The sequence below is a fragment of the Brevundimonas sp. GW821-FHT12C05 genome, assembly GCF_058807475.1.
In genome coordinates this window covers 754,286-771,219 of the sequence record NZ_JBXAQS010000001.1, presented here as the reverse complement: position 1 = coordinate 771,219, position 16,934 = coordinate 754,286, and the positions used below count along the sequence as shown (strand labels likewise).

Annotated in this window: 14 protein-coding genes; 10 read left to right on the top strand and 4 right to left on the bottom strand. The window is 70.9% G+C overall.

The features are described from left to right. Positions 1–106 precede the first annotated feature (106 nt). Both AC1RRF_RS03550 and AC1RRF_RS03545 read left to right on the top strand, forming a co-directional pair. Complete coding sequence (locus AC1RRF_RS03550) at positions 107–1,852, top strand: autotransporter assembly complex protein TamA (RefSeq protein ID WP_492832863.1); 1,746 nt, start codon at positions 107–109, stop codon at positions 1,850–1,852. Beyond that, entirely contained in the window at positions 1,849–6,084 is a 4,236-nt protein-coding gene (locus AC1RRF_RS03545) for a translocation/assembly module TamB domain-containing protein (protein ID WP_492832861.1), read from the top strand. Before AC1RRF_RS03550 ends, AC1RRF_RS03545 begins: the two co-directional genes overlap by 4 nt. Before the next feature lie 2 nt (positions 6,085–6,086). Here the strand turns inward: AC1RRF_RS03545 and AC1RRF_RS03540 are convergent, their stop codons facing one another. Continuing rightward, positions 6,087–6,605 carry a hypothetical protein gene (locus AC1RRF_RS03540; RefSeq protein WP_492832859.1) on the bottom strand — a complete coding sequence of 173 codons (519 nt, stop codon included), beginning with the start codon at positions 6,603–6,605 and terminating at the stop codon, positions 6,087–6,089. Positions 6,606–6,710: 105 nt separating this feature from the next. On the opposite strand from AC1RRF_RS03540, the gene AC1RRF_RS03535 reads away from it, so the two are divergent. From AC1RRF_RS03535 to copD, 8 genes are all read left to right on the top strand, one after another. After that, the gene (locus tag AC1RRF_RS03535; protein ID WP_492832858.1) at positions 6,711–7,961 is read left to right on the top strand and encodes a hydrolase; all 1,251 of its coding nucleotides are present in this window, start codon (positions 6,711–6,713) and stop codon (positions 7,959–7,961) included. Between the two features lie 5 nt (positions 7,962–7,966). Next, positions 7,967–8,974 carry an arginine N-succinyltransferase gene (locus AC1RRF_RS03530; RefSeq protein WP_492832856.1) on the top strand — a complete coding sequence of 336 codons (1,008 nt, stop codon included), beginning with the start codon at positions 7,967–7,969 and terminating at the stop codon, positions 8,972–8,974. Positions 8,975–8,982: 8 nt separating this feature from the next. After that, entirely contained in the window at positions 8,983–10,401 is a 1,419-nt protein-coding gene (gene astD, locus AC1RRF_RS03525) for a succinylglutamate-semialdehyde dehydrogenase (protein WP_492832854.1), read from the top strand. 71 nt (positions 10,402–10,472) lie between these two features. Next, positions 10,473–10,772, top strand: a complete 300-nt coding sequence (locus tag AC1RRF_RS03520; protein ID WP_492832852.1) for a hypothetical protein — start codon at positions 10,473–10,475, stop codon at positions 10,770–10,772. Then, on the top strand, positions 10,769–12,103 hold the full coding sequence (astB, locus tag AC1RRF_RS03515) for an N-succinylarginine dihydrolase (protein WP_492832851.1): 1,335 nt from the start codon (positions 10,769–10,771) through the stop codon (positions 12,101–12,103). The genes AC1RRF_RS03520 and astB overlap by 4 nt, the downstream gene beginning before the upstream one ends. 4 nt (positions 12,104–12,107) lie before the next feature. Further along, a complete protein-coding gene (locus tag AC1RRF_RS03510) occupies positions 12,108–13,412 on the top strand; it encodes an MFS transporter (protein ID WP_492832849.1) in 1,305 nt (434 codons plus the stop codon). Positions 13,413–13,494: 82 nt separating this feature from the next. After that, positions 13,495–13,857: a copper homeostasis periplasmic binding protein CopC gene (gene copC / locus AC1RRF_RS03505; protein WP_492832847.1), complete on the top strand. Its 363-nt coding sequence runs from the start codon at positions 13,495–13,497 to the stop codon at positions 13,855–13,857. A 6-nt stretch (positions 13,858–13,863) separates the two neighbouring features. Then, positions 13,864–14,775: a copper homeostasis membrane protein CopD gene (gene copD, locus AC1RRF_RS03500; RefSeq protein WP_492832845.1), complete on the top strand. Its 912-nt coding sequence runs from the start codon at positions 13,864–13,866 to the stop codon at positions 14,773–14,775. 4 nt (positions 14,776–14,779) lie between these two features. Here copD and AC1RRF_RS03495 read toward each other — a convergent pair whose 3' ends face one another. Genes AC1RRF_RS03495 through AC1RRF_RS03485 form a run of 3 tightly spaced genes read right to left on the bottom strand, consistent with a single transcriptional unit; the run spans position 14,780 to position 16,879 of the window. After that, positions 14,780–15,271, bottom strand: a complete 492-nt coding sequence (locus AC1RRF_RS03495; RefSeq protein ID WP_492832843.1) for a YybH family protein — start codon at positions 15,269–15,271, stop codon at positions 14,780–14,782. Positions 15,272–15,305: 34 nt separating this feature from the next. After that, positions 15,306–15,785 carry a DUF411 domain-containing protein gene (locus AC1RRF_RS03490; protein WP_492832842.1) on the bottom strand — a complete coding sequence of 160 codons (480 nt, stop codon included), beginning with the start codon at positions 15,783–15,785 and terminating at the stop codon, positions 15,306–15,308. Beyond that, positions 15,782–16,879 carry an acyltransferase family protein gene (locus tag AC1RRF_RS03485; protein ID WP_492832840.1) on the bottom strand — a complete coding sequence of 366 codons (1,098 nt, stop codon included), beginning with the start codon at positions 16,877–16,879 and terminating at the stop codon, positions 15,782–15,784. Before AC1RRF_RS03485 ends, AC1RRF_RS03490 begins: the two co-directional genes overlap by 4 nt. Positions 16,880–16,934: the final 55 nt, after the last annotated feature.

Here is a 16,934-nt window from a genome sequence, read left to right as displayed (position 1 = left end):
GGGCCGCCGCGTTCGCGCGGGCAGGACGATTATGGGCCGACCGGCCCTCAATGAAGGTTCGAGTTTGACGCCAAGGCCCGCTCTCTTCCTTGTCAGCCTGGCGGGCATGGCCTTCGCGTCCGCCGCCGCCGCGGATCCTCGCGCGCACATTCGCGGCGAGATGGACGGAACCCTGCGGGAGCAGCTGGTCCGCGCCGTGGGCGAGGTCGACGGCCCGCCCGCCAACCGCTTCGAGGCCCGCCGGCGCGCCCGCGGAGCCATGGAGGCGGCCCAGGCCCTGCTGCGCTCCGAGGGCTACTACCAGCCGGTTCTTGAAGACGTGGTCGAGGGCGAAGACACCCCGATCGCCATCGTCAGCGTCATCCCCGGCCCGCGCTTCGTGCTGGCCGATCCCACGGTTCATTGGGTCGCGCCCGAGCCGCAGGCCGAGGCGGCCCAGGCCGCCGTGAACGACATCGGGCTGAAGGCCGGCGACGCGGGCCGCGCCGTCGACGTCATCGCCGCCGAGGGCCGGGTCGTTTCCGGCCTGGTGCGCAACGGTTATGCGGATGCCCGCGCGGAGCCTCGCCGCGTCGTCGTCGACCACGCCGCCTTCACCGTCCAGCCCACCTACAACGTCGCCGCCGGCCAGCTGGTGCGCCTGGACGGCGTCCGGCTGGAGACGCGCGGGCCGACCAACCCGGATTGGGTCGCGGGCCTCGCGCCCTGGTCCGAGGGCGACGTCTACGATCCCGAGGACGTGGCCGAACTGGAACGCCGTCTGCTCGAGACCGGGGTCTACGACGGCGTCGGCGTGGCCCTGGCTCCGGCGGATCAGACCAATGCGGCGGGCAACCGGCCCATCGTCGTCACCCTGACCGACCGTCCGCGCCGCATCCTCGAGGCCGGCGCCACCTTCTCGACCGCCGAGGGCTCCGGCGTCGACCTGCGCTGGACGTGGCACAACCGTTTCAAGCGCGCCGACACCCTGGTCTGGGAAGCCCGCGCCGCCAACGTCGACAGCCGGCTGGGCGTCGACCTCAGCCTGCCGCACTGGCGCAATCCGGGGCTGACGCTGAAATTGTCGGCCGGGGTGGTGAACGAGGACACCGACGCCTACGAACGCACCGCCGCCACCTTCGCCGCCGACCTGCAGCAGCGCCTCGGCAAGACCTCCTGGGTCAGCTACGGCGTCGGCCTCGATATCGGCCATTACAACGAGAACCGCTTCGATCCGCTCACCGCGTTGCCGGTGAATTTCAACCGCGACCTGGCCATCGTGACGGGGCGCGGCAGCTTCTACCTGGACCGCTCCAACGACCCGCTCGACCCGACCACGGGCTGGCGCCTGACCGTCTCGGCCCAGCCGACCGCGGTGGGCGGCGAGGAGTCGGTGCTGTTCCTGCGCGCCGAGTCCCAGGCCACCGCCTATCTGCCGTTGCAGGACAACGCCAAGACCGTGCTGGCCGGCCGTGTAAGGCTGGGCTCGATCCTGGGCGGCGGCGAGCTGACGGTGCCGTCGGACCGTCTGTTCTACTCGGGCGGCGGCGGCTCGGTTCGCGGCTATGAATACCAGGGCGTCGGTCCGCGCCTGCCCGACAACACGCCGCGCGGCGGTCTCAGCCTGTTCGAGACCTCGCTCGAAGTCCGCCGCGACGTCTGGCGCAGCTTCCAGGCCGTGGCCTTCGTCGACGCCGGCGCCGTCGGCTTCCAGGAAACGCCCAACTTCAGCAACCTGCGCTACGGCGCCGGACTGGGCGTGCGCTACAAACTACCGTTCGGCCCGATCCGCGCCGATATCGCCTTCCCCCTGTCGGCGCGTGAAGGCGACGCCAAGTTCCAGATCTACGTCAGCATCGGGCAGGCGTTTTGACCGACGCCCCGCCCCCCGAACCGACCTCGGTCGAAACGCCCGACACGCCCGCGAAGAAAGCCCGGCGCAAGCGCACGCGCCTGCAGGCCCTCGCCTTCTTCGGCGGCATGACCCTCGCCGTCCTGGCCGCCCTGCTGGTCGTCGTGCTGGTCGGCGGGCGGATGTATCTGGTCAGCGGTCCGGGCCGCGAACTGGTCACCAGCTTCGTCGCGGGCAAGAAGATCGGCCGCTATGGCCGGATCAATGTCGAGGGGGTCAAGGGCGACATCTTCGACGACTTCACCATCGACCAGGTCACCGTCACGGATGCGAAGGGCGTCTGGCTGGAGGCGCGCGCCGTCCACGTTGACTGGAACTGGCTGCCGCTGATCACGCGCCGCTTCCACGCCACCAATATCGAGGCCGGCGTCATCCGCCTGATCCGCCGCCCGCTGGTCGAGCCCTCGACCACGCCGCCGGGTCCGCAGCCGCTGAGCATCGACATCGACCGCTTCGCCGCCAACGTCGAACTGCTGGAAGGCTTCAGCAAGGAGTACGGCCGCTGGAACCTGTCCGGCGAGGCCAGCGTCCCGCGCCAGGGCGCCAAGTCCGCCGTCGTCAACGCCAACAGCCTGAGCCGCCCGGGCGATCATCTGCGCCTCAACGCCGTCTTCGGCGGCGATCTGGCCGAGACCCGGCTGAACCTGCGCGCGGTCGAGGCGCGCGGCGGCCCCATCGCGGGCGCCTTGGGCTATTCGCCGGACCAGCCCTTCCTCGCCAGCGCGATCGTCAACGGCCAGGTGGTCGACGCCGTCGTCCGCTCCGGCGACTTCGTCCCGCTGACCGTCAAGGGCCGCTACGGCAAGGACAACACCCGGATCAGCGGCTTCTTCGACTTCTCCGGCTCGGACCTGCTGGCTCCCTTCATCGCGCGCATCGGTCGGACCGCCCGGTTCGGCTTCGCCACCTCCCCCGACACCGACGGCGACGGCCAGCAGGGCGTCGCCTGGCGCCTGATCACCGAAAACCTCACCTCCGACGCCAGCGGCCAGATCAGCATCAAGGACCGCCAGAGCCGGGACGGCGTCCGGCTGGATATCGCCACGCCGTCGCTGAACCGTCTGATCGGCCATCCGTCCGCCGGCCCCGCCTCCTACATCGGGGTCTTCAAGGGCGACGCCGCGAACTGGACCCTGGCCGGTGCGGTCGATCTGGTCGGGGTGCAGGCCTCCAGCTACCGCGCCACCCGCGTGCGCGGTCCCCTGAACGTTCAGATGAAGTCGGGCCGGATCGATCTGGACGGCGATATCCAGGCCGACGGCGGCGCGACAGCGGGCATCATCGGTGGTCTGCTGGGGCCCCGCCCCCGCATCGTCTTCGAGGCCGCGCGCCTGGCCGACGGCGCCATCCTGCTGGAGAAGATCAACGCCAGGGGACAGGCGCTGGAGCTGACCGGCTCGGGTGGCCGCGACCTGACCGGCGGGCTCGGCTTCCGCGGCGAGGCGCGCATCACCGATGCCTCGAAGATCCACGGCGACGCCCGCGGCGCCTTCGGCGGCCCGATCAGCGCCGCCATGGCCCGTAGCGGCGCGCCCTGGCGGCTGACCTTCGACGGCCGAGGGCGCGGTCTGGCCACGGGACAGGCCGAGCTGGACCGTCTGCTGGGCGCCACGCCCCGCCTGCAGCTGACCGGCGCCCTCAACGGCGGGCGCATTGAGGTCGAGCGCGCCGCCCTGACCGGGGCCGCCGGCTCAGCGGGCGCGCGCGGCCTGATCGAGGGCGACGGCCGCCTGCGGCTGGCCCTGAACTGGAACGCGCGCGGCCCGTTCGGCGTCGGCCCGGTCGAGATCGATGGAGCCATGACCGGCGACGGCGCCCTGACCGGCACCCTGGCCCAGCCTCGCGCCGACCTGCGCGCCGCCTTCGGCCAGGTCAGCGCTGGGGCGCTGAAACTGACCGACGCCAACCTGATCCTCAGCTTCCGCAAGGGCGCCGACGCCTCGGACGGCCGCATCGCCCTGACCTCCGGCTCGAACTACGGACCGGCGCGGGCGAGCGGAAACTTCTACCTCGGCGGTTCGCGTATCCGGCTGACCGACGTCGACCTCGACGCCGGCGGCGTGACGGCCCAGGGCGCGATTGCCCTGTCCAACCACATCCCGTCCAGCGCCGACCTGACCTTCACCGCCCGTCCCGGCGCCTTCCTCGCCTCCGGGGAGGCTAACGGCCGCGTCCGCCTGACCGAGGGAGACGGGGCCGAGACGGCCATCCTCGACGTCAGCGGCCGCAATGTCCGTCTGGCCGGTTCGCCCTATGTGATCCGCACCCTCGACCTGGACGGGCGTGGAACCCTGAACCGGCTGCCTTTCAACCTGAAGGCCGACGTGGGCGGGCCGACGCCGTTGTCGTTCAACGGCACGGGCGTCTACGCCCGCGAGGGCAAGGCCCAGTCCGTCGTGCTGGAAGGCGCCGGCTCGGTGCGGGAGATCGACTTCACCACCCGCTCCCCCGCCGTGGTGGCCCTGTCCGGCGACGGCCGCGTCGCCCGCGTCGACCTGGCGGTCGGCGGCGGCGTCCTGACCGGCGAGCTGCGCCAGGATTCTCGCGCCGCCATCATCGAGGCCAATCTGACCAGCGTCGAGCTGGGCTCCATCGCGCCGGACGTGCGCGGCCGGGTCACGGGCCGCCTGTCCCTGCGCGGCGCCGGCGACGACCTGTCCGGCTCGGCCAACGTCAGCCTGCAGGGCCTGCGCAGCATGGACGCGCCGCGCGGCCTGTCCGTGGACGGCACGCTCAGCGCCATGCTGGTCGACAACACCCTCCGCCTGGAAGCCCGCGCCACCGACGAGAACGCGGTGCAGGCCAGCGCCGACCTGACCCTGCCGGTCGAGGCCTCGGCCGCGCCGTTGCGGCTCGCCATCGCCCGCACCCGGCCGATGGAGGGCACGGTCAACATCCGCGGCCAGATCCAGCCGATCTGGGACCTGTTCCTGGGCGGCGACCGCTCCCTGTCAGGCCAGATGTCCGCCAACGCCACGCTTGGCGGCACGCTGAACGAGCCGCGCATCAACGGCCGCCTCGACCTGCAGCAGGGGGCCTTCCGCGACAACGCCGTCGGCCTGCGACTGGAAGGCGTCACCCTGAACAGCCGCTTCGACGACACCACCGCCCTGATCGAGACCTTCACCGCCAACGACGGTTCGGGCGGCACGGTCAACGGCGACGGCCGCATCGGCCTGCGCCAGGGTTCGGGCTCCAGCTTCGAACTGGCCCTGACCCGCTTCCGCATCATCGACAACGACATCGCCCAGGCCCGCGCCTCGGGTCCCCTGACCGTGGTCCGGGGCGAGGACGGCAACATCCAGCTGGCCGGTCAGATCGACATCGACGACGCCCGCATCGAAGCCAATCCGCCGGGCTCCAACGGCATCGTCCGCATGGACGTGGTCGAGATCAACCGGCCCGGCGGCGACGTGCCCGAAGAGGCGCAGAACCGTCCGCGCGGTCCCCAGATCGGCATGGACATCGCCATCCGCTCGCCCGGCGGGGACGTGCACGTGGTCGGTCGCGGCCTCAATGTGGAGATGGGCGTCAATGCGCGTGTCACCGGCACCATCGGCAGCCCGATCCTGAGCGGGACCGCGCGGGTCATCCGCGGCGACTATGACTTCGCGGGCAAGCGGTTCGTCTTCGACGACACCGGCTCGGTCACCCTGTCGACCCGGCCCGACCAGATCCGGCTAAACCTGTCGGCCACCCGCGAGGACCCGGCCCTGACGGCCACCATCCGCGTCACCGGCACGGCGGTGCGGCCCGAGATCGCCCTGACCTCGACCCCGGCCCTGCCGCAGGACGAGATCCTGTCCCAGGTGCTGTTCGGACGGTCCGCGTCCCAGCTGTCGCCCTTTGAGGCGGCCCAGCTGGCGGCGGGCGTGGCGGCCCTGGCGGGCGGCGGCGGCTTTGATGTGATCGGCAATCTGCGCCAGCTGGCGGGGCTGGACCGCCTGTCATTCGGCGGCGAGGCGTCCAGCATTACGGTCGCGGGCGGACGCTACATCACCGACAACGTCTATCTGGAGATCATCGGCGGCGGCGAGGACGGGGCCGAGGTCAACGTCGAGTGGCAGGTGCGCCGCAATCTGACGGTCAGCTCGAAATTCGGCGGACAGGGCGACGCCAGCCTGTCGATCCGTTGGCGCCGGCAAAGCCGGCAGCCGGGCGGCGGATCCGAAGACCGCCGCCCGAACCGCTAGGCTCAGAAGTCCTGGGCGGCGCGCGTCCGGATCTTGTCCAGGGCGCTGGCGCCGCGGATGCCCGCGATGTGGGTCACGGCGGCGATCAGCATCAGGACCAGGATCACGAGCGTCAGCCACATCGGTTGGGCCGCGCCGAACGCCGGCACGACCAGTGCCAGCAGGGACCCGCCCAGAGCCCAGATCACCAGCACCAGGAAGATGATCGGCAGGGCGATGTTGGGCTTGCGCCACTGAACGAAGGCCAGGATCAGTTGCAGGACGATGAAGCCGCCGGCGATCATGATGCCGAACTGCGACTGCTGCGCGATCTGGGCCGGATCGGCCGTCTGCCCTGTCAGGTCATGGACCATGCGCGCGGCCGCTTCCTGCGCGGCGGGCGTCGAGGAATACCAGCCGCCGACCGCGGTATTGACCGCGCCCAGCACCATGCCGACGGCGCTGACCTTGGCGGCGGCCAGCGCGGCGTCCTCGGTCGCCAACGGCGCGGTCGGGTTCATTGCCTTGAAGATGTCAGTCATCCGTTTCCTCCCTGGGATGGAGTTCGACCCTAACGCGCCGCCGGACGGAGTCGATAGCGGTCCTCGCCTTCACCTTTCTCCCGAGGGAGTCTAGGGTCCCGGCGCATGCGGATTCTGCCTTCTGACCAGACCGTGCTCGACCATGTCGCGGCGCGTGAAACCGTCATCATCGGACGCGCGGTGGCGTGGGCGAACGTCAACTCCGGCAGCCGCCACGCCGAGGGGCTGAACGCCGTCCTGGCGCTGCTGGACGCGGAGGCGCGCGCCCTCCCGGCCACCGTCGAGCGCATCGCCACCCAGGGCTCGACCACCGTCGCCGACGACGGCTCAGTGCGGGCCGAGGCCCACGCCGACGCCCTGAAGATCACCTGCCGTCCGGACGCGCCGCTGCAGGTCGTCCTGACCGGCCACTACGACACCGTCTTCCCGGCCGAGAGCGGCTTCCAGACCGTCGTCACCCGCGCCGACGGCGCCCTGAACGGGCCCGGTATCGCCGACATGAAGGGCGGCATCTCGGTGCTTCTGGCCGCGCTGGAAGCCTTCGAGACCCACCCTGACCGCGACCGCGTCGGCTGGACCGTCCTGCTGAGCCCGGACGAGGAGATCGGCTCGCCCGCCTCCGCCCCCCTGCTGGCCGAACTGGGCGCGCGCGGCCATGTCGGCATGACCTATGAGCCCGCCCTCGCCGACGGCACGCTGGCGGGCGAGCGCAAGGGCAGCGGCAACTACCACCTGATCGTCACCGGCAAGGCCGCCCATGCGGGCCGCGCCTTCCACGAGGGGGCCAACGCCGTCGCCGGCGCCGCCATCCTCGCCGCCCGTCTGCACGCCCTGAACGGCCAGCGCGAGGGCGTCACCGTCAATGTCGCCAAGATCAGCGGCGGCGGCGCCCTGAACGTGGTCGCCGACAACGCCGTGGTCCGCTTCAACGTCCGCGTCCCCGACGCCCAGGCCTCGGCCTGGGTCTCCGAAACGGTCAAACAGATCGCGGCTGAGCCGCCCTTCCCCGGCCTGACGCTGGACCTGCACGGCGGCATGACCCGCGCGCCCAAGCCGATGGACGCCAGCCAGACCGCCCTGTTCGAGGCCGTCCGCGATACGGGGGCCCTGTTGGGCCAGACGATTGCGTGGAAGCCCTCCGGCGGCGTCTGCGAGGGCAACAACCTGCACGCCGCCGGCCTGCCCAATATCGACACCCTCGGGGTCCTCGGCGGCGACATCCATTCGGATCAGGAGTTCGCCTGGCCCGCCAGCTTCGTCGAGCGCGCCCAGCTGTCGGCCCTGATCCTGTGCAAGATCGCGTCGGGCGAGATCGACGCCCTGAAACTGAAATCCCTGCGTCTGGAGACGATGTAACCCCCATGCTCGTCGTCCGCCCCGCCGGCCCCGCTGATCTCGACTACCTGCTAGAGCTGGCCATCCTCAGCGGCCCGGGCTTCACCAGCCTGCCCGAGGATCCGGACCAGCTGTCCGAACGCCTCGACCTCAGCCGGGACAGCTTCGCGGGCGCCCTCGCGCCGCAGGAGCGCTGGTACACCCTGATGCTGGAGGAGTCGGACACCGGCGACGTCGATGGCATCGGCTCGGTCAAGGCGGCCGTGGGCCTGAAGCGGCCCTTCTTCAGCTTCCGGGTCGTCAACAACGCCCAGTCGTCGCCGTCGCTGGGCATCAAGCTCGAACAGAAGACCCTGGTGCTGGTCAATGAGTGCACCGGCTGGACCGAGGTCGGTTCGCTGTTCCTGAAAGCCGACCGGCGCAAGGGCGGCGCGGGCCGCCTGCTCAGCCAGTCGCGCTACATGCTGATCGGCGCGGAGCCGGAGTTGTTCAACGAGAACGTCCTGGCCGAGCTGCGCGGGGTCTTCACCCCTGACGGCGCCTGCCCGTTCTGGGATCACGTCGCCCACAAATTCTTCCCGATGGAATTCGACGAGGCCGACCGCATGACCGGCTCGACGGACAAGCAGTTCATTCTCGACCTGGCCCCGCGCCACCCGATCTACATCGATCTGCTGCCCGAGCCCGCCCGCGCCGTCATCGGCAAGGTCCACCCGCAGGGCGTGCCCGCCATGGCCCTGCTGGAGAGCGAGGGATTCCGACCCAACGGCCTGATCGACATCTTCGACGCCGGGCCGACCGTCTCGTGCCAGCGCGACAACATCCGCACCGTCCGCGACGCCCGCCCCCTGACGGTCGCCGTCGCCGCCGAGGTCGAGGCCGAACTGCCCGCCCTGATCTCGACCAACAGCGTCGGCGCCTTCCGCGCCGTGCGCCAGCGCGCCCATATCGAGGGCGATGTCGCCACCCTGACCCGCGAGACCGCCGATGCGCTGAAGGTGCGCGCCGGGGATACCGTCCGCGTGAAGACCTGAGTGATCCCATGACCGTGTTCCAGTCCATCGACCCCGCCACCGGCGAAACCGTCTGGGAAGGCCCCGCCGCCTCTCCCGCCGAGGTCCAGGCCGCCGCCGACCGCGCCCGCGCCGCCTTCCCCGACTGGGCCGACCGTCCGCGTCAGGACCGCGTCGACGCGGTGAAACGCTACCAGGCCGTGCTCAAGGACCGCGCCCCGCAGATCGCCGAGGCCATCAGCCGCGAGACCGGCAAGGCCCTGTGGGAGACCACGACCGAGCTTCAGGCCATGCAGGGCAAGGTCGACATCTCCATCCGCGCCTATGACGAGCGCACGGGCGAGCGCACCGCCGCCACCGCCTTCGGCTCGGCGACCCTGCGCCATCGCCCGCATGGCCTGGCCGCCGTGCTCGGCCCGTTCAACTTCCCCGGCCACCTGCCCAACGGCCACATCGTCCCCGCCCTGCTGGCGGGCGACACGGTTGTCTTCAAGCCGTCGGAGGAGACGCCCCTGACCGGCCAGCTGATGGCCGAGGCCTTCGAGGCCGCCGACCTGCCCGCCGGCGTGGTCAATGTGGTCCAGGGCGGACGCGAGACCGGCGCGGCCCTGCTGGACAGCGGCATCGACGCCCTGATGTTCACCGGCTCCGGCGCCGCGGGCGCCCACTTCCGCCGCAAGTTCGCCGACGATCCGCACGTCATCCTCGCGCTCGAACTGGGCGGCAACAATCCGCTGGTCGTCTGGGACGCCGCCGACGCTGAAGCGGTCGCGGGCATCGCCGTCCAGTCCGCCTTCATCACCACCGGCCAGCGCTGCTCCTGCGCGCGTCGCCTGATCGTGCCGGAAGGCGCGGCTGGCGACGCTATCGTCGAGGCCGTCGCCGCCCTGTCGGACCGCCTGCTCTTCGCCCCCTGGAACAGCCCGACCGAGCCCTACGCAGGTCCCCTGATCTCGGAGCGCGCGGCCCAGGCGGCGCTCCAGGCGCTGCAGCAACGGATCGACCTGGGGGCTAAAGTGGTCCGCGCCTCCGGCCCGGTCGGCAACCTGCCCGGCGCCTTCGTCCGCCCCGCCATCATCGACGTGACCGGCCTGAACGTGCTGGACGAGGAGATGTTCGCTCCCTTCCTGCAGGTGATCCGCGTCCCGACCTTCGAGGCGGCCATCGAGGCGGCCAACGCCACCCGCTACGGCCTGTCCGCCGGCCTGGTCAGCGACGACCCGGCCAACTGGGACCGCTTCATCCGCCGCATCCGCGCCGGCGTGGTCAACTTCAACCGCCCGACCACCGGCGCGGCGGGCGACATGCCCTTCGGCGGCCTCGGCGCCAGCGGCAACCACCGCCCCAGCGCCTACTACGCCGCCGACTACTGCGCCTATCCGGTCGCCAGCTTCGAGGCTGAAGCGGTCAAGAACATCGAAAGCGAGATCAAGGGATTGTCTGCGTGATCTCGGGTTGGCGAACAGGCCGACGGATTGGACCTCCCGGGCTCGGAGAAAGGTCTGCTCCATATCTGCGAATGGCCGCCGCGGTCATCGCGACCAGCACCGTTGGATCAGCGGGCCTGGTCCTTATGCAAATGGCGTTTGGGGTGAGCCACACGCCTCACCTCGCGATCGCCATGTGGTGCATCACCTATCTCGTCTGCTGTCTTGTGGCCGCGTTGAATGTCGCCCTGTCGGGCCGGTGGATTGCGGCCGGCGTGCTGATCGTTTTGACATCGCCGATCGCTGTCCTCGTGTGGTTCGTTGCCCGCCCTTTCCTAACCTACCTCGGACTGTTGCCTGAACTGCTCCTCATACATCCGGTGACCCCATGATCCCCGCCGTCGAAGCCAACGCCGACGGTCTGATCGGCCCGACCCACTCCTACGCGGGTCTCTCCCCCGGCAACCTCGCCTCCAGCCGCAACGAGGGCCAGGTCTCCAACCCGCGCGCCGCCGTCCTGCAGGGCCTGGACAAGATGAAGCGGCTGGCCGACCTCGGCCTGCCCCAGTTCGTCCTGCCGCCGCACGAGCGGCCCAACCTGCCCTTCCTGCGCGGGCTCGGCTTCTCCGGCACGGACGCCCAGGTCGTCGAAAAGGCCTGGAAAGAAGCGCCCACCTTCGCCGCCGCCGCCTTTTCGGCCTCGCCCATGTGGGCCGCCAACGCCGCGACGGTCACGCCCAGCGCCGACAGCGCCGACGGCCGGGTCCACTTCACCCCCGCCAACCTCGTCACCAACTTGCATCGCTCCCTAGAGCATGGACAGACGAAGCGCGCGCTGGACGCCCTCTTCCCCGACCCTGATCGCTTCGCCGTCCACGACGCCCTGCCCCCGGTCGCCCATCTGGCCGACGAAGGCGCCGCCAACCACGTCCGCCTGTGCGCCGACCACGGGGAGCCCGGCGTCAACCTTCTGGTCTGGGGTCGCGAAGCCTATGAGCCGTGGACCGGCGCCTATCCCGCCCGCCAGACGCGCGAGGCCTCCGAGGCCTTGGCCCGCCGTCACGGTGCATCCGGCGCCGTCTTCGCCCGCCAGTCCAGGGCCGCCATCGCCGGCGGGACCTTCCACAACGACGTGGTCTGTGTCGGCGCGCTGGAGACCCTGTTCCATCACGACCTGGCCTTCGAGGACACCGCCGGGACCCACGCCGCCATCCGCGCCGCCGCAAAGGGTTTCGAGCCGATCTTCGTCGAGGTCTCGTCCGCCGACCTGCCCCTGGCCGACGCCATCTCCAGCTATCTGTTCAACTCCATGCTGGTGCGGATCCCGGGCGAGGATCGCCTGACCCTGATCTGCCCGACCGAGACCCGCGACAACGCCCGCAGCCATGCGGTCGCCCAAGCGCTGACCTCGTCCAACGGCCCCATCGGCCGGGTCGAGTACGTCGACGTCCGCCAGTCGATGCGCAACGGCGGCGGCCCCGCCTGTCTCCGTCTCAGGGTGGTCCTGAACGACGCCGAACTGGCCGCGACCAATCCCGCCATGCGCCTGACCGAGGGCCTGCACGGCGCGCTCAGCGTCTGGGGCGCGACCTGGTACCGCGACCGCCTCGGCGTCGCCGACCTGGCCGACCCGGCCCTGCTGGATGAAAGCCGGGGCGCGCTGGACGAGCTGACCTCCATCCTCGGCCTCGGCTCGGGCTTCTATCCGTTCCAGAGGGACTGACCGCATGACCGATGCCGCCCCGACCGAAGCCATGTCGCCCGCCCGGCGGTTGCGCAACATCATCGGCGGTTCGGCGGGCAATCTGGTCGAGTGGTTCGACTGGTACGCCTATGCGGCCTTCACCCTCTATTTCGCCCCGGTCTTCTTCCCCAAGGGCGAGCCGACGGCCCAGCTGCTGTCGAGCGCCGCCATCTTCGCCGTCGGCTTCCTGATGCGGCCGGTCGGGGCGTGGATCATGGGAATCTACGCCGACCGCAAGGGCCGCAAGGCGGGGCTGACCCTGTCCGTCACCCTGATGTGCACCGGCAGCCTGATCATCGCCTGCACGCCCGGCTACGCGACCATCGGCCTGGCGGCCCCCGCCCTGCTGCTGCTCGCCCGCCTGATGCAGGGCCTCAGCGTGGGTGGCGAATACGGCTCCTCGGCCACCTACCTGTCCGAGATGGCCACCAAGAACCACCGTGGCTTCTGGTCCAGCTTCCAGTACGTGACCCTGATCTCGGGCCAGCTTCTGGCCCTGCTGCTGCTGATCCTGCTGCAGAACACCCTCAGTGAAGAAGCGCTGGCGTCCTGGGGCTGGCGCATTCCCTTCTTCGTCGGCGCGGCGCTGGCGGTGATCGTCTTCTGGCTGCGCCGCCGCCTCGACGAGACCCGCGCCTTCGTGACCTCCGACGCCAAGGCGCCGCCGAAATCCAGCGCCGCGCTGCTGATCCTCAAGCATCCGAAGGAGGCCCTGCTGGTCATGGGCCTGACCGCCGGCGGCACGCTCGCCTTCTACGCCTACACCACCTACCTGCAGAAATTCCTCGTCAACACGACCGGCTTCACCAAGGACGTGGCGACCGAGATCAGCGCCGCCGCCCTGTTCCTCTTCATGTGCCTGCAGCCCGCCGTCGGCGCCCTGTCCGACCGCATCGGGCGCAAGCCGGTGATGATCGCCTTCGGCGTCACGGGCGTGCTGTTCACCGTGCCGATCATGTCGGCCCTGGCCACGGCCGACAGTCCCTTCATCGCCTTCCTGCTGGCGCTCTCGGCTCTGGTGATCGTCAGCGGCTACACCTCGATCAACGCCGTGGTGAAGGCCGAGCTCTTCCCCGCCCACATCCGCGCCCTGGGCGTCGCCCTGCCCTACGCCATCGCCAACGCGGCCTTCGGCGGCACGGCGGAATATGTGGCGCTGTGGCTCAAGGGCGCCGGGATCGAGAGCGCCTTCTTCTGGTACGTGACCGCCATGATCGGCGTCTCGTTGCTGGTCTATCTGTTCATGCGCGACACCAAGCACCAGAGTCTGATCGCCCACGACGACTGAGCGCCTTCGCCGTCATGAGGGGCGGCCACGCCCGACGCGTAGATATGCACAGGGCCGGATCGGTCCTGTCAGGAGACCGAGCATGCGCCGTTTCAGCCCCGCCCCCTTCATCGCCCTGGCGGCGATGACCGCCTTCGCCGCCGGCCCGGCGGCGGCCCACGCCCGGCTGGTCACCGCCACCCCCGCGCCGAACTCGACCGTGGCGCCCCCCTCGACCGTCAGCCTGACCTTCAGCGAACGCATGGCGCCCGCCTTCTCCGCCTTCGACCTGGTCAACGCCGCGGGCGAAAAGGTCCCGGTGCGGATCGCGGTCGGCGAGGACGGCAAGACCCTGACCGGAACCCTGGCCCGCCCGGCGCCGGCCGGGGTCTATCGCGTCGACTGGCGCATCGCCTCGGGCGATGGCCACCGCATGACCGGCTCCTACACCTTCACGGTGCGCTGACGCGTGATGGAGGTCGCGGTCATCGGGCTCCGCTGGCTCCAGTACGGCGGAGCGGTCGTCCTGCTCGGGACGCCGCTGTTCCTGCTCTACAGCTTCAGGGGGTCAGAAACTCCGAACCTGGCCTGGGCGCGGCCCGCGCTGATCGGATCGGCCCTCGTCGTCGCGCTCGGTTCGCTGGCCGCCCTGATAGCCCAGACCGCCGTCATGGCCGGCGCCTTGAGCGAAGCCCTCAAGCCCTCATCGCTGTCCTTCATGGTCACCGGCACGGCTCTGGGCATGGCCATGGTCGTTCGCGGCGGCGCGGCCCTGCTGGCCCTTGCCGCCCTCCTCGCCTTCAGGCCTGGCAGCAGGCTCTGGGTCTTCATGGCCGCGGCGGGGTCGGCCATCGCCGCCAGCTTCGCCTGGACCGGCCACGGCGCGGCGACGGAAGGCCCCGGTGGACCCGTCCATCTGGTCGCCGACATCGTGCACATGGTCGCCGCCGCCCTGTGGCTGGGCGCCCTGGCGGCCCTCGCCGCCCTGCTCGTGCGGCGGACGGCGTCTGACGATCCGGCGATCCATCGCGCCCTGCACGGCTTCGCCGGCCTGGGGACCCTGGCGGTCGTCCTGCTGACGCTGACCGGCCTGGTGAACAGCGGGTTCCTGGTCGGCCCCGCACGCCTCGGCATGCTGGGCTCCAGCCTCTACGGCCAGCTGCTGATCGCCAAGCTCGGACTGTTCGCGCTGATGCTGGCCATGGCGGCCCAGAACCGCTTCCGCCTGACCCCCGCCCTGGGGTCCGTTCTGGAGAGCGGCGCAGACCCCCGGCCGGCGCTTCAGCGGCTCCGGCGCAGCGTCGTCGCCGAAGCCGCGGTCGGCGCCGCTCTGCTCGCCGTCGTCGCGGTCATGGGCACGCTGGCGCCGCCCTCGGCCCTGTGAGCGCCTAGCGCGGCGTCCGCGACGACCAGTGGATATGATGGATGCGCCAGCCGTCGGCGTGCCGCTTCAGCACCATCGTCTCGGCGGTCAGCCGGTCCACGGCGCGGCCGTTGAACTGCCCCGTCGTGCGGCCCTCGCTGGTGATCCAGGCCACGTCGCCGGCGGCCCATCCCGACCGGCGCGACACCGTCGCCTCCGAGGCGGCGGCGAAGGCGGCGTCCGAGCCGAGGTGGTGGGAGGCGTATTCGTCCCGCGACCGCTCCGCCCCGCCCTCCTCGAAGATCATCACCTCCGGCGCCAGCAGGGCCAGGGCGGCGGCGGTGTCGCCGGCCTTCAGCGCGGCGTGGAAGGCGTCGACCACCGCGGCGGCGGGCGCGGCTTCAGCGGCGACGGCCCCGGCGGCGGGGCTGTGGTCGTGGGCGTGATCCTGCGCGAAGGCGGGCGCCGCACACAGCATGGCGGCCGAAAGGATCAGGACGAGGCGGGTTCGGGACATGGTCGGCTCCGTTGCGTCAGGTTCGAGGGTGGTTTCAGGTGGCCGCGCGATTGTGGCGGGCGAACACGCGCGGCGCGCCCGACCGAAGCACCAGCAGGGTGTCATAGGGATCCTTGTGTCCCTGCGGCGTCTCCATGCCGGGCGACCCCAGCGGCATGGCCGGCACCGCCAGCCCCACGGCGGTCGGCCGTTCGGCCAGCAGGCGGACGACATCCTGCGCCGGCACATGGCCGTCGATCAGATAGCCGCCGACCAGGCCGGTGTGGCAGGACGCCAGCGCGTCCGGAAAGCCCCGGCCGCGCCGAATCGGCTGCAGGTCGTCGACCACGACGACGGTGGTCGTGAAGCCCGCCCGGCGCATATGCGCCACCCATCCGTCGCAGCACGGGCAGGTCGGGGTCTTGTAGACCGTCAGGGCGCGCGAAGGCGCGGTCTGGGCGCAGGCGGCGCCCCCCATGCCCACGGCAAGGCCCGCGCCGAGCAACAGGCGGCGGTTCAGAGTGGTCGTGTTCAAAAGGGTTCTCCCTGGTCGCTGCGGATGGATCGCCGGGACTCGACCGGATCGGTCGATCCCGGGGCGAGTCGGATACGAAGAAGGCGCCGCCCCGGCCGCTCGACGAACAGATGGATGGCGGCGGCGGCGGCGAGCGTCAACGCCAGCAGGGCGGCCAGTTCCACCGGCCCCATCCGGTACTGGCTCCCCAGACCGAAGATCGCCTGCGCCGCGTTGCGCCACGCCATCAGGACGGGAATGTGGACCAGATAGAGGGCGAACGACGCCTCGCCGGCGAACAGGACCGCGGGATGGGACAGGAAGCCCCGGACGCCGGCCTTGGCCATCAAGGCCAGCGCCAGGACGAAGGGGCCCGCCGCGACGACGATGATCCGGTCGTCCGCGCCGACCTGCATGAGCGCCAGCAGCGTCGCGGCGGCGGCCGATGCACCGATCGCGGCGGCCCGCGCCGACGGCGCCAAGCGTTGGCCGAGATAGTAGAGGCCGACGCCGTACAGGAACTCGGGGATGATGCGCAGGACGCCCATGCTGTCTTCGGCCCGGGGCAGGACCCGGCCGAACTGGGCCCGATAAAGCGCATCCAGCGCCACGAAGAGCACCCCCGCCAGCATGATGATGACCAGGGGCCGGGTCCGCAGCCGCAGGGCCAGGGCGGCGTAGGCGGGGAAGGCCAGATAGGCGAACCATTCGGCGGACAGCGACCACGCCGGCCCGTTCCACAGCGCCATGCTATCGCGCGGAAACCACGCCTGAACCAGAAGCAGCGTGCCGACGAAATCCGCCGGATTGAACCGGCCCGGCTCCAGGCCGATCCCGAGCATGGGCGCGACCAGCACCAGACCCAGCATCGCCAGCAGGATGAAGAGGTGGGCCGGATAGATCCGGGCGAACCGCGCCGCCAGGAACCGCCGGTAGTTCGGCGGCGCATCTCCCTGCAGATAGACGTGGGTCAGGATGAAGCCCGACAGGATGAAAAAGACATCCACCCCCAGACGGGCGCGGTTCAGCAGTCCGCCGTCCCCCGGCAGGGTCCATTGAAGCTGGTAGTGGAACAGGACGACGCCAAGGGCGAGGAAGAACCGTACGCCGGTCAAGGGGTCGAGCGTGTCGGGAAATGGAGCCCCTGCCGGGCCTGGCCTTCCGCTCACG